This window comes from Pantoea alhagi (genome assembly GCF_002101395.1).
GTDB classification, from domain to species: Bacteria; Pseudomonadota; Gammaproteobacteria; order Enterobacterales; family Enterobacteriaceae; genus Mixta; species Mixta alhagi.
Map to the genome: position 1 here is coordinate 3,119,050 of NZ_CP019706.1, position 12,771 is coordinate 3,131,820.

Here is a 12,771-nt window from a genome sequence, read left to right on the forward strand (position 1 = left end):
TATGAATATTTTAGTGACCGGCGCCGATGGCTTTATAGGTAAAAATCTTTGTCTAAGGCTTACTGAAGCTGGCTATAACAATATCATTAAAGTCACACGCTCAACGAATGAACAACAGCTTGCGGACGGATTAGCACAGGCTGATTTCGTTTTTCACCTGGCGGGAATTAACCGTCCGAAAGATGAAAGCGAGTTCGAAACAGGCAATAGCGACTTTACAAAAAAAATTGTCGCTTTGTTAGCTGATAAAGCTGTTAAAACGCCGATAATGCTAAGCTCTTCTACGCAGGCGGCACGTGATAATGCATACGGACGTAGTAAAGCGCTTGCTGAAGAGTGGATCGCTCAATACGGTAACAGCTGCGGTGCCAGATATTATATTTATCGACTTCCTAACGTTTTCGGTAAATGGTGTAAGCCGGGCTATAATTCTTTTGTGGCAACGTTTTGTCATAATCTGGCTAACGGCATGGATATTACCATTCATGACTCCGAAGCTGAAGTTACAATGATTTATATAGATGATTTTTGCGAAGAAATGTTGCGCCTGCTTCATGGTGTAAAAGCAAACGGCTTTCATCAAATTGCTCCCGAATATAAGGTTACTGTTGGATATGTTGCCGATATGCTTCGCTCATTTAAGCTTAGCAGAGATACATTGGTAACCGAAGAGGTTGGAAAAGGCTTTACGCGCGCGCTCTATTCAACATGGCTCAGCTATTTCAAACCTGAAGACTTTAGCTATCGCCTGCCTTCCTATAGTGATACCCGTGGCGTATTTTGCGAGATGCTTAAAACTCCGTCTGCTGGGCAGTTTTCTTTTTTTTCTGCTCACCCGGGCGTTACGCGAGGCGGACATTATCATCATACGAAAAATGAAAAATTCCTTGTTATTAAAGGCCGGGCGCGTTTTAAATTTGAGCATGTCATTACGGGTGAAAAATATGAGTTGGTCACCTCTTCAGACCAGTTTCAGGTAGTTGAAACTGTGCCCGGCTGGTCCCATGATATTACTAATATCGGTAGCGATGAATTGTTAGTCATGCTTTGGGCCAATGAAATATTTGATCGCGATGCCCCTGATACCATAGCGAGAGCTTTATAATGAAAAAACTAAAAATTGTTTCCGTCGTCGGCACTCGCCCTGAAATCATTCGTCTCTCTCGCGTTCTGGCTAAGCTCGATCTCTATTGCGAACATATTATTGTTCACACCGGCCAGAACTACGATTACGAGTTAAACGAAGTCTTTTTTAACGATCTGGGCGTGCGTAAACCCGACTACTTTCTTAATGCCGCCGGGAAAAGCGCAGCAGAGACCATCGGTCAGGTGATTATTAAAGTTGACGCCGTGCTGGCTGAGGTCGAGCCTGAAGCGATGCTGGTGCTGGGCGATACCAACTCCTGTATTTCGGCGCTGCCCGCCAAGCGTCGTAAAATCCCTATCTTCCATATGGAAGCCGGGAATCGCTGTTTCGATCAACGCGTGCCGGAAGAGACTAACCGCCGCATTGTCGATCACACCGCGGATGTTAATCTGACCTATAGCGATATCGCGCGCGATTATCTGCTGGCAGAAGGCCTGCCAGCTGACCGCATTATCAAAACCGGCAGCCCGATGTATGAAGTGCTTACCCACTATATGCCGCAAATCGACGCCTCTGATGTGCTCACCAGACTTAATCTGAAAGCTGGCGAGTTCTTCGTCGTGAGCGCGCATCGCGAAGAAAACGTCGATGCGCCGAAACAGCTGGCCAAACTGGCGGCGATACTGAATACGGTGGCCGAACAATATAACCTGCCGGTTATTGTCTCCACGCATCCGCGTACTCGTCACCGCATCGAAGAAAACGGCATTACTTTCCATGCCAATATCCAGCTGCTGAAACCGTTAGGGTTCCACGACTATAACCATCTGCAGAAAAATGCCCGCGCGGTGCTGTCTGATAGCGGCACCATCACGGAGGAATCCTCTATCATGAACTTCCCGGCGCTGAATATTCGTGAAGCGCATGAGCGTCCGGAAGGGTTCGAAGAGGCCTCGGTGATGATGGTCGGACTGGAGGTCGATCGTGTGTTGCAGGCGCTGGAGATTCTGGCGACACAGCCGCGCGGTGAAGAGCGTCTTTTACGTCAGGTAGCGGATTACAGTATGCCGAACGTCTCTGACAAAGTGGTCAGGATTGTGCATTCCTATACTGACTATATTAAGCGGGTTGTCTGGAAACAGTATTAATGAATCTGGTTTTAATCATTGATGATTATTTACCCCATAGTACGCGTGTTGGGGCAAAGATGTTCCACGAGTTAGCCGTTGAGCTTCATCTTCGTGGGCATCGCATTACGGTTATTACACCTGACTTTCGCCAAAAAGCTGCGTTATCGTTTGATGAGATCGACGGCATTACTGTGTGGCGTTTTAAAAGCGGACCCATTAAAGATGTGGGAAAAATCTGCCGCGCCAGTAATGAAACGCTGCTTTCATACCGGGCGTGGGGTGCAATAAGTCATCTGGTTAAACCGGAAACTTTTGATGGTATCATCTACTATTCGCCCTCTATATTTTGGGGGCGTTTGGTGAAGCATATTAAGCAGCGCTGCCGCTGCCCGGCCTATTTAGTGTTGCGCGATCTCTTCCCGCAATGGGTAATAGATGCCGGCATAATGAAAAAAAGGTCGCCGATCGCAAAATATTTTCGTTATTTTGAGCGCGACGCTTACCGTCAGGCGACACGCATCGGTCTGATGTCTGATAAAAATCTGCAGCTGTTTCGCTCGCTGCACCCAAACTACCCCTGCGAAGTGTTACGCAACTGGGCAGATTTGCAGCCGGTTAAAAAAGCGAGCGCAGACTATCTCTCTGTGCGGCAGCGGCTAGGGTTGCAGGATAAAGTCATCTATTTCTACGGCGGCAATATCGGCCACGCGCAGGATATGGCGAATTTAATGCGTCTGGCCCGCAGTATGCAGCAGGAAGAAAAGGCCCATTTTCTTTTTATTGGCCAGGGCGATGAAGTTCAATTAATTAATCAGTTGGCGCAGCAATGGGGGCTAAATAACTTCAGTTATTTATCTTCGGTCAGTCAGGATGAGTTCCGACATATTCTTGCCGATGTTGATATTGGTCTGTTTTCGCTTTCTGCACAACATACGGCGCATAATTTCCCAGGTAAATTATTGGGTTATATGGTTGAGTCATTACCCATTCTGGGCAGCGTTAATCAGGGTAACGATCTGCAGGAAATTATCAATCAGCACCATGCCGGATTTATTCATATTAATGGCGAGGATGAGAAACTACTTTCATCGGCTAAAGCGCTTTATCATGATATTAGCTTACGCAGAAAAATGGGGCGCAGCGCCTATACATTATTGTGCAAAGAATTTTCTGTTACCTCAGTCGCGCAATTAATTGAAAAAAGTCTTGAGGATAATCATGCGTCTGTTTGATAAGAAAATGATAATGGATTTATATCAGGAAGCAGAAAGGTCGGAACGTAAACGTTCACATTTTCTGTTACATAAATCTCATAGCGAGACGGTGCAGCGTTTGCTAATCGCACTGGTAGAAGGCAGTTTTGTTGAGCCGCATTACCATGAACTGGCGAATCAGTGGGAAATGTTTATTGTTATGCGCGGGCAGCTAAGAATAAAACTGTATGACAACCAGGGAAACGTGGTTAACGATTTTATCGCGGGGCCTGAATTACCAGTTTCGGTGGTTGAATTCCAGCCGGGCGATATTCACAGCGTGGAATGCATTTCTGAACAGGCATTAATGATGGAAATTAAAGAGGGTCCGTTCAACCCTGAATTTGCTAAGACCTTTCCGAAATGGCAGGCTGTTTGATACGTTTAAGCAATTAATGCAATTATTTTAGAATTAACCTGTTTAGCGTTTGAACAGTCATATAGGATATCGCACCAATCGCTATTATCCGGTGCTAATAGTGGGTTAATATCGCGAATACTCAAAGCTGCTGAATCGCAGTGAACACACCTGACAGGAGTAAATAATGTCCAAGCAACAGATCGGCGTTGTAGGTATGGCGGTGATGGGCCGTAACCTGGCACTCAACATTGAGAGCCGCGGCTATACCGTATCCATCTTCAACCGTTCTCGGGAAAAAACTGATGAAGTTATCGCCGAAAACCCGGGCAAGAAACTCGCGCCTTACTACAGCATTGAAGAGTTCGTTGACTCGCTGGAGAAACCACGCCGTATCCTGCTGATGGTGCAGGCAGGCGAAGCGACCGACAAAACGATTGCCTCACTGACCCCGCATCTGGATAAAGGCGATATCCTGATCGATGGCGGTAATACCTTCTATAAAGACACCATTCGTCGTAACAAAGAACTTTCTGAGCAAGGCTTCAACTTTATCGGTACCGGCGTGTCTGGTGGCGAAGAGGGCGCGCTGAAAGGGCCTTCCATTATGCCTGGCGGTCAGAAAGAAGCTTACGAACTGGTTGCGCCGATTCTGGATAAAATCGCTGCACGTGCCGAAGGCGAGCCTTGTGTGACCTATATCGGTCCGGACGGCGCAGGTCATTACGTGAAGATGGTGCATAACGGCATCGAATATGGCGATATGCAGCTGATTGCCGAAGCGTACTCTCTGCTGAAAAACGCGCTGGGCCTGAGCAACGAAGATCTGGCGAAAACCTTCAGCGAATGGAACGAAGGCGAGCTGAGCAGCTACCTGATCGACATCACTAAAGATATCTTCACCAAGAAAGATGAAGAGGGTAACTACCTGGTTGATGTGATCCTGGATGAAGCCGCGAACAAAGGTACCGGTAAATGGACCAGCCAGAGCTCGCTGGATCTGGGTGAACCGCTCTCTCTGATCACCGAATCGGTATTTGCGCGTTACCTTTCCTCGCTAAAAACGCAGCGCGTTGCCGCCTCTAAAGTACTGAGCGGCCCGACTGCGCAGGCATTCAGCGGCGACAAAGCGGAATTTATTGAGAAAGTACGTCGCGCGCTTTACCTGGGCAAAATCGTCTCTTATGCGCAGGGCTTCTCTCAGCTGAAAGCGGCTTCCGATGAAAACAACTGGGATCTGAACTACGGCGAAATCGCGAAAATCTTCCGTGCTGGCTGTATCATCCGTGCGCAGTTCCTGCAGAAGATCACCGATGCCTATAAAGATACCCCGGACATCGCGAACCTGCTGCTGGCGCCTTACTTTAAAAATATCGCTGACGAATACCAGCAGGCGCTGCGCGATGTGGTTGCTTATGCGGTGCAGAATGGTATCCCAACGCCAACGTTCTCAGCTGCAATCGCCTACTATGACAGCTATCGCTCTGCAGTGCTGCCGGCGAACCTGATCCAGGCGCAGCGTGACTACTTCGGTGCGCATACCTATAAGCGTATCGATAAAGACGGCGTGTTCCACACCGAATGGCTGGACTAATTCCGTTTTGCCTAAAAAACCTCCCATTGGGAGGTTTTTTATTGATTTCAGATAACTCTTTACCTTTCCTTTTGCTATTGTTTTCTTCCTGGCGTTTATCATTCCGCTTTTCATTTAATAAGTTGGGCATACCAGAAACATGAACCAAGAAAATAAGACAACTACGGATCAGTCTTTACTTCGTCAGACCTTTTACAACAACGATGATGAGCTTGACCTGCTGGATGTTGTGGCTCAGCTATGGAAGGGTAAAAAGATCATTATCGCTACCGTGATTCTGTTTCTGTTACTGGCAATCACGTATCTCTTTTTTGCGAAAGAGAAATGGACCTCGGAAGCGATAGTTACCCAGCCCAGCGCGGGCCAGGTGGCCAACTATAACGCCGCGCTAAACGTGCTTTACTCCGAGTCGCCGCAGGATAAGCCGGGCGTGGTAGAGCTGCAGCACCAATTGTTCAACCGTTTTAGCGCCTCCATCACTGCGCTTTCCGGCGCGCTGCAAAATCTCGATCAGCCGCTGGCATTAAAAGTTGCCTCAGTTACGGCAGGCCAGCCCGATCCGCTAAGCGTTAAGTTCACCGCGCAGACAGCGCAAGAGGCGCAGGCGCAGGTAACGCATTTTATTCAGTTGGTAAATAACGACGTAGTGCATGATTACGGCGCGGATATCAAACGCAACCTGGCGGTAAAAACCCGTGAGTTAACCGACTCGCTCACTTCACAGCAGGAAGTAGCGAAAGAGAGAAAAACGCGGCGCAACGAAGCATTAAAACAGGCACTTAAAGTAGCGGAAGGTGCCGGTATTACCTCTTCGCAGCTGACCCAGGCGGAGTTTTTATCGGATGATACGCTCTATTTGCTGGGCACGAAGGCACTCACCTCATCAATTGCCAACGAAGCGACCAGGCCGTTGCCGCTGGACGATAGCTATTATGCCACCCAGCGTGCGCTGCGCTTGATTAAAGACCTGAAAATCCAGGTGGATAATCTGCAGTCGTTCCGCTATATCATGGAACCTGATTTACCTATCCGTCGCGACAGCCCGAAAAAGGGCCTGACGCTGGTGCTGGCAGTATTGCTGGGCGGAATTGTCGGCTCGGCGGTGGTGCTGGGGCGGAATATGGCTTCAGCTTACCGACAGCGTAAACAATCTGTCTGATAAAAAAACCGGCCACCAGGCCGGTTTTTTGTTTCACGCTTTATGACGTGCGCGGAGATTGTTGATGATCGCGCTCAGGTTGAGATCCTGATCCTGTAACAGCACCAGCAGGTGATAGAGCAGGTCAGAGGCTTCGTTGGTTAGCTCATAACGATCGTTAACCGTGGCGGCCAGTGCGGTCTCGACGCCTTCTTCTCCCACTTTTTGCGCGATGCGCTTGGTGCCGCTGGCGTATAGCTTAGCGGTATAAGAGCTGTCGGGATCGGCCTGCTTACGTTCCGCCAGCAGCTGTTCCAGCTGATAAAGAAATGTCCAGTCCGGGGCGGCAGGGGAGAAACAGCTGGTGGTGCCAAGGTGGCAGGTGGGACCAATAGGATCCGCCAGCACCAGCAGCGTATCGTTATCGCAGTCGGGCGTGATGCTGACCACATTCAGGAAATGACCGGAGGTCTCGCCTTTGGTCCACAGGCGCTGTTTGGTGCGCGACCAGAGGGTGACTTTCTGCTCGCGCAGGGTTTTCTCCAGCGCTTCCGGGTTCATATAGCCATGCATTAATACTTCGCCGGATACCTGATGTTGGACTATTACCGGCATCATGCCGCCGGTTTTTTCCCAGTCCAGTTGGGAAAGCTGCTGTTCTGTTAACACGGGCGAATCTCCACACCTTGTTCAATCAGAAACCGTTTCAGGTCGCCGATATTGATAATCTGCTTATGGAATACCGAGGCGGCCAGCGCACCATCGACGTTAGCGTCACGAAAGGCTTCCAGGAAGTGCGTCATGGTACCGGCGCCGCCGGAGGCGATAAGCGGCACTTTGCATACCTCACGCACTTTTTGCAGCTGAACCAAATCATAACCGTTACGTACGCCGTCCTGGTTCATCATGTTCAGGACGATTTCGCCAGCGCCGCGTTTTTGTACTTCCTCTACCCACTCCAGCGTCTCCCACCCGGTCACCCGGGTGCGCTTTTCATCGCCGGTATACTGGTTAACGTGATATTTGCCGCTCTGTTCGTCATACCAGGTATCAATGCCCACTACCATACACTGCACGCCAAAGCGGTCCGCCAGACGCGTAATCAGTTCGGGATCGGCCAGTGCCGGAGAGTTAATTGAGATCTTATCAGCCCCAAATGAGAGAATTTGTGCGGCGTCTTCGGCGCTTTTAATGCCACCGGCGACGCAGAACGGAATATCGATCACTTCCGCTACGCGCGCCACCCAGCTTTTATCCACCACGCGACCATCGCTGGAAGCGGTGATATCGTAAAAAACCAGTTCATCAGCGCCTTCCTCAGCATAGCGTTGCGCCAGCGGCACAATGTCGCCGATGATTTCGTGATTGCGAAACTGCACGCCTTTAACCACCTGGCCATCGCGCACATCAAGACAGGGAATTATCCGTTTTGCCAGCATGAAATGGCCTCCGAAACCGTGAATTTATCTTCCAGCAGGGCGCGTCCAACGATCACGCCCTGCGCGCCGCTGCCGCGCAGGGCGGCGATATCAGCCAGCGAGCCGATGCCGCCGGAAGACTGAAAAGCCACCTGCGGGAAACGTGCGGACACTTCCTGATAGAGCGAGACGTTCGAGCCGCTCAGCGTACCGTCCCGTGAAATATCGGTGCATAACACATGTTGCAGCCCAAAAGGCAGAAACTGCTCAATAACCTGTTCCAGGGTAACGCCAGCCGCTTCCTGCCAGCCGCTGATCGCCACCTCTTTGCGGTTAGCGGCGTCAATGCGTACATCCAGCGCCAGCACAATGGCCTGCGGGCCAAATTCGCTGAACCAGCGCTGCACTTCTTCCGGCTGTTTTACCGCCGTCGAACCCACCACCACACGCGAGGCACCCGCCTCCAGCAGCGCAGCGACATCATCACGGCTGCGAATGCCGCCGCCTACCTGTACCGGCACCTCAACGCCTGCCAGTAGTTCTGTTAACAGCGTAAGCTGGCGCGCCGCCGGATCTTTCGCACCGGTTAAATCGACCAGGTGCAGCAGCTGCGCGCCCTGGCGCTGATAATCCTGCAAACGCGGCAACGGATCGCTTCCGTAGTCGCGCTGCTGGCCGTAATCTCCCTGATGCAGACGCACCACTTTGCCATCAATCAAATCTAACGCCGGGATAATCATCCTTACATCTCCAGGAAGTTTTTCAGCAGCTGCGCGCCCGCTTTGCCGGAACGCTCAGGATGGAACTGGACGCCGTAGAAATTATCTTTCTGTACCGCAGCGGTAAAAGGCTGACCATAGTCGCACTGGGCGATGGTATAAGGGTTAACCGGCATCGCATAACTGTGGACGAAATAAAACCAGCTGTTATCTTCAATACCACGGAACAGATGCTCACCCGCTTTCGGCGTGACGCGGTTCCATCCCATATGCGGTAGCGGCAGACCCTGGTCTTTCATCAGATCTACCGGCTGGTCAATAATCCCTAAGGTTTTTACGCCGCCGTTTTCATCGCTGCCGCTGCCGAGCAACTGCATCCCCAGGCAGATCCCTAAAGTAGGCTGCGTGCAGGCTTTAATCAGATCCACCAGCTCGCGTTCCCGCAGCTGATCCATGGCCGCCCGGGCAGTGCCGACGCCGGGCAGAAAAAGCTTGTCCGCCTGCAGAACGATATCCGCCTCGCGGCTAACCTGCGGCTGATAGCCCAGGCGTTGAATGGCTGCTTTTACCGACGAGAGGTTGGCGCAGCCGGTATCCAGGATCACCACGTTCATTACAGCACTCCTTTCGAACTCGGCAGGGTGTTGCCTTCTACACGAATAGCCTGGCGCAGCGTGCGGCCAAAAGCTTTAAACAGGCTTTCTACGCGATGATGATCGTTTTTGCCTTTGGTTTTCAGATGCAGCGTGCTGGCCATAGAATAGGAGAGAGAGCGGAAAAAGTGCTCAACCATCTCTGTGCTGAGATCGCCGACGCGCTGATAGTTAAACTCCGCCCTGAACTCCAGGTGCGGACGGCCGGAAATATCCAGCGCGCAGCGCGCCAGGCACTCATCCATCGGCAGCACGAAGCCAAAGCGCCCGATGCCACGCTTGTCGCCCAGCGCTTTCAGCAGCGCTTCGCCCAGCGCCAGGCCGGTATCCTCGACCGTGTGGTGATCATCGATATACAGGTCGCCTTTTACCTCAACGTTCATGCGCAGGCCGCCATGTGTAGCGATCTGATCCAGCATATGATCGAAGAAGCCAACGCCGGTGTTGATTTTGCTGCCGCCTTCGCGATCCAGCCAGACTTCGATTTCAATCTGCGTCTCTTTGGTATTGCGGTTCACCTTCGCGTAGCGATCGCGCTGCGTCAGCTTCTGACTGATGGCGTTCCAGTCCAGACCGTCCTGGCTGTAGCGTAATCCCTGAATACCCATGTTCTGCGCCAGTTCGATATCGGTGGCGCGATCGCCGATCACATAGCTGTGCGCCTTGTCCAGCGCGCCCTCTGCCAGCCAGGCTTCCACCATTTGGGTTTTTGGCTTACGGCAGTCGCAGTTATCCGCTGGCAGATGCGGACAGATCAGTACATCGGTAAAGCGCACGCCCTGCGAGTTAAAAACCTGCATCATCAGGTTGTGCGGACCGTCAAAGTCAGCCTGCGGGAAACTGTCGGTGCCGAGGCCATCCTGGTTGGTGATCATCACTAACTGGTAACCTGCTTTCTGCAACGCCAGCAGCGCCGGGATCACATCAGGTTCAAAGGCCAGCTTCTCCATGCGATCCACCTGAAAATCCTGCGGGGGTTCGCTGATAAGGGTGCCGTCGCGATCGATAAAAAGGGTTTTCTGACTCATGCTTGCTCCACAATGCCGGCGGTGCCGGGTAAGGCTTGCAGTGCGGCGATCAGGCGCTCACACTCATTTCGGGTACCGATGGAAATGCGCAGGCATCCGGCGAGCCCCGGGTTTTTGTTCTGGTCCCGCAGAATAATGCCCTGATCCCACAGCGATTTGAATATCGTCGGGGAGTCAGTAAAGCGCACCAGAATATAGTTGGTTTCGCTGGGGAACACCTGTTCCACACAGGAAAGCCGGGTCAGAGCGGTCGCCAGCCAGGCGCGGTTAGCGTTGAGCTCAACCACATGCTGGCGCATCAGCGCAATGCCATCGTCGCTCAACGCCTGCGCGGCGATATCGGCTACCGGTGTTGAGAGCGGGTAGGGCGCAATCACCTTCAGGAGCAGTTCGATAACCGCCGCGTTGGCCAGCGTAAAGCCGCAGCGCAGCCCGGCCAGCGCAAAGGCTTTCGACAGGGTGCGCAGCACCACCAGATGCGGGTACTCAGCAATCCAGCCTGCCAGCGTCGCCTGGGGACAAAATTCGATGTAGGCCTCGTCTGCCACCACCAGCGCTTTGCCACGCGTCATCTCCAGCAGTTGACGAATTGCCTCCGGGTCAATCAGGTTGCCGGTGGGATTATTCGGGCTGCACATATAGACCAGCTTTACGCCATCCAGCGCAGCGGCAATCGCGGGCAGGTTCAGCTGCCAGTTATCCAGCGCCGGTACGGTGCGGTACTCCACGCCAATGGTTTCGGCGCTAACGCTGTACATGCCGTAAGTGGGTGGGCAGAACAGAATCGCGTCCTGGCCTGGCTCGCAGAAGGCGCGGATCAGCAGTTCAATGCCTTCATCCGCGCCGCGGCTCACCAGCACCTGATCCGGCGTCATTCCCGCATAGGCGGCGTAGCGCTCGATTACCTGCTTCGGCTGACATTCCGGATAGCGATTCAGCGTGTTTTGCGACATTTCAAACGGGACCGGCAGCGGATATTCGTTGGCGTTTAGCCAGACGTCGCCGTTGCCGCCGAGACGACGCGCCGACTGATAAGGTGTCAGCGCCCGCACGTTAGCGCGCGCTAATTCCGTAATCTTCAGGCTCATGCTTGCTCCTTTAGCGCGGCGACCCGCAGCGTAACAGCATTCTTATGGGCGATAAGCTGCTCGGCGGCGGCCAGCGTCTCAATGGTTGGGGCCAGATTCAGGAAGCCCTGCGGCGTCAGCTCCTGTACCGTCATGCGCTTTTGAAAATCAGCGAGGCCGAGGCTGGAGCAGGTGGCGGTATAGCCGTAGGTTGGCAATACGTGGTTGGTGCCGGAAGCGTAATCACCTGCCGATTCCGGCGACCAGTCGCCGAGAAACACCGAACCAGCGCTGGTGATCTGATCCACCAGCTCGCGCGGCTGGCGCGTCTGGATAATCAGGTGCTCTGGCCCGTAGCGGTTGGAAATCTCCACGCACTGTTGCAGATCGCGGGCAACGATCAGTCGGCTGCTGGCTAATGCCTGACGCGCGGTGGCCGCGCGCGGCAGCTGTTCCAGCTGTGCTTCCACCTCTTCTGCCACCGCCTGTGCCAGACGACGCGACGGCGTCAGCAGGATCACCTGTGAATCGGGACCATGTTCCGCCTGCGACAGCAAATCAGAAGCAACAAAAGCGGGCGTGGCGTCATCATCGGCAATCACCAGCACCTCAGAGGGGCCGGCGGGCATATCGATCGCAGCGCCATCCAGACGTTGACTGACCTGGCGTTTGGCTTCGGTCACCCAGGCGTTGCCGGGGCCAAAAATCTTATCTACTTTCGGCACCGATTCGGTGCCGAAGGCGAGGGCGGCAATCGCCTGCGCACCGCCGACCTGAAACACTTCTTCTACGCCACACAGCTGAGCAGCGTAAAGGATTTCATCAGCAATCGGCGGCGGTGAGCAGAGCACCACGCGTGCGCAGCCAGCGATGCGTGCCGGTGTCGCCAGCATCAGTACGGTAGAAAACAGCGGCGCTGAACCGCCAGGAATATAGAGGCCCACTGAGCGGATCGGGCGCGTTACCTGCTGACAGCGCACGCCCGGCTGGGTTTCAATATCTACCGCAGGCAGCTGCTGGGCGCGGTGAAAGGTTTCGATGTTCGCCACCGCCACCGCCATCGCCTGCTTTACGTTATCGTCAAGCCGTGCAGCCGCTTCGGCAATCTGAGCCGCGCTAACGCGCAGTTCATCAACCTGAGTTTTATCAAAGGCGGCGCTATATTCACGCAGCGCGGCATCGCCCGCTTCGCTGACGCGGGCAAGGATCGAGCGCACCGTTTGCGTAATGTTATCGGAAGCGGAAATCGCAGGGCGCATCAGCAGCGCCTGCTGCTGCGCCTCGTCGCACTGCTGCCAGTCTGTAAGCGTGTCAAAGCGGCTCATG

13 protein-coding genes are annotated in these 12,771 nt (G+C 53.1%); 6 read left to right on the plus strand and 7 right to left on the minus strand.

What is annotated here, in order from left to right:
* Position 1: 1 nt before the first annotated feature.
* From wbjC to wzzB, 6 genes are all read left to right on the plus strand, one after another.
* Positions 2 to 1,105 (plus strand): UDP-2-acetamido-2,6-beta-L-arabino-hexul-4-ose reductase, encoded by a 1,104-nt coding sequence (gene wbjC / locus B1H58_RS14510; RefSeq protein ID WP_085071188.1) that lies wholly within the window; start codon positions 2 to 4, stop codon positions 1,103 to 1,105.
* Positions 1,105 to 2,235, plus strand: coding sequence for a non-hydrolyzing UDP-N-acetylglucosamine 2-epimerase (wecB, locus tag B1H58_RS14515; protein ID WP_085071189.1), 1,131 nt, complete (start codon positions 1,105 to 1,107; stop codon positions 2,233 to 2,235). Before wbjC ends, wecB begins: the two co-directional genes overlap by 1 nt.
* Positions 2,235 to 3,449, plus strand: coding sequence for a glycosyltransferase family 4 protein (locus B1H58_RS14520; RefSeq protein ID WP_085071190.1), 1,215 nt, complete (start codon positions 2,235 to 2,237; stop codon positions 3,447 to 3,449). The genes wecB and B1H58_RS14520 overlap by 1 nt, the downstream gene beginning before the upstream one ends.
* Entirely contained in the window at positions 3,436 to 3,849 is a 414-nt protein-coding gene (locus B1H58_RS14525; protein WP_085071191.1) for a WbuC family cupin fold metalloprotein, read from the plus strand. Before B1H58_RS14520 ends, B1H58_RS14525 begins: the two co-directional genes overlap by 14 nt.
* A gap of 166 nt (positions 3,850 to 4,015) precedes the next feature.
* Complete coding sequence (gene gndA / locus B1H58_RS14530) at positions 4,016 to 5,422, plus strand: NADP-dependent phosphogluconate dehydrogenase (protein WP_085071192.1); 1,407 nt, start codon at positions 4,016 to 4,018, stop codon at positions 5,420 to 5,422.
* A gap of 139 nt (positions 5,423 to 5,561) precedes the next feature.
* The gene (wzzB, locus tag B1H58_RS14535; RefSeq protein WP_085071193.1) at positions 5,562 to 6,581 is read left to right on the plus strand and encodes an LPS O-antigen chain length determinant protein WzzB; all 1,020 of its coding nucleotides are present in this window, start codon (positions 5,562 to 5,564) and stop codon (positions 6,579 to 6,581) included.
* 33 nt (positions 6,582 to 6,614) lie between these two features.
* Here wzzB and hisIE read toward each other — a convergent pair whose 3' ends face one another.
* From hisIE to hisD, 7 genes are read right to left on the minus strand one after another with little or no spacing between them, the layout of a single operon-like run.
* Positions 6,615 to 7,229: a bifunctional phosphoribosyl-AMP cyclohydrolase/phosphoribosyl-ATP diphosphatase HisIE gene (gene hisIE / locus B1H58_RS14540; protein WP_085071194.1), complete on the minus strand. Its 615-nt coding sequence runs from the start codon at positions 7,227 to 7,229 to the stop codon at positions 6,615 to 6,617.
* The gene (hisF, locus tag B1H58_RS14545) at positions 7,223 to 7,999 is read right to left on the minus strand and encodes an imidazole glycerol phosphate synthase subunit HisF (RefSeq protein WP_085071195.1); all 777 of its coding nucleotides are present in this window, start codon (positions 7,997 to 7,999) and stop codon (positions 7,223 to 7,225) included. The genes hisIE and hisF overlap by 7 nt, the downstream gene beginning before the upstream one ends.
* Positions 7,981 to 8,718, minus strand: a complete 738-nt coding sequence (hisA, locus tag B1H58_RS14550) for a 1-(5-phosphoribosyl)-5-[(5-phosphoribosylamino)methylideneamino]imidazole-4-carboxamide isomerase (protein ID WP_085071196.1) — start codon at positions 8,716 to 8,718, stop codon at positions 7,981 to 7,983. The genes hisF and hisA overlap by 19 nt, the downstream gene beginning before the upstream one ends.
* Positions 8,719 to 8,720: 2 nt before the next feature.
* A complete protein-coding gene (gene hisH / locus B1H58_RS14555) occupies positions 8,721 to 9,311 on the minus strand; it encodes an imidazole glycerol phosphate synthase subunit HisH (RefSeq protein ID WP_085071197.1) in 591 nt (196 codons plus the stop codon).
* Positions 9,311 to 10,378 (minus strand): bifunctional histidinol-phosphatase/imidazoleglycerol-phosphate dehydratase HisB, encoded by a 1,068-nt coding sequence (gene hisB, locus B1H58_RS14560; RefSeq protein WP_085071198.1) that lies wholly within the window; start codon positions 10,376 to 10,378, stop codon positions 9,311 to 9,313. The genes hisH and hisB overlap by 1 nt, the downstream gene beginning before the upstream one ends.
* Entirely contained in the window at positions 10,375 to 11,466 is a 1,092-nt protein-coding gene (gene hisC / locus B1H58_RS14565; protein ID WP_085071199.1) for a histidinol-phosphate transaminase, read from the minus strand. Before hisC ends, hisB begins: the two co-directional genes overlap by 4 nt.
* Positions 11,463 to 12,770 carry a histidinol dehydrogenase gene (hisD, locus tag B1H58_RS14570; protein ID WP_085071200.1) on the minus strand — a complete coding sequence of 436 codons (1,308 nt, stop codon included), beginning with the start codon at positions 12,768 to 12,770 and terminating at the stop codon, positions 11,463 to 11,465. The genes hisC and hisD overlap by 4 nt, the downstream gene beginning before the upstream one ends.
* Position 12,771: the final 1 nt, after the last annotated feature.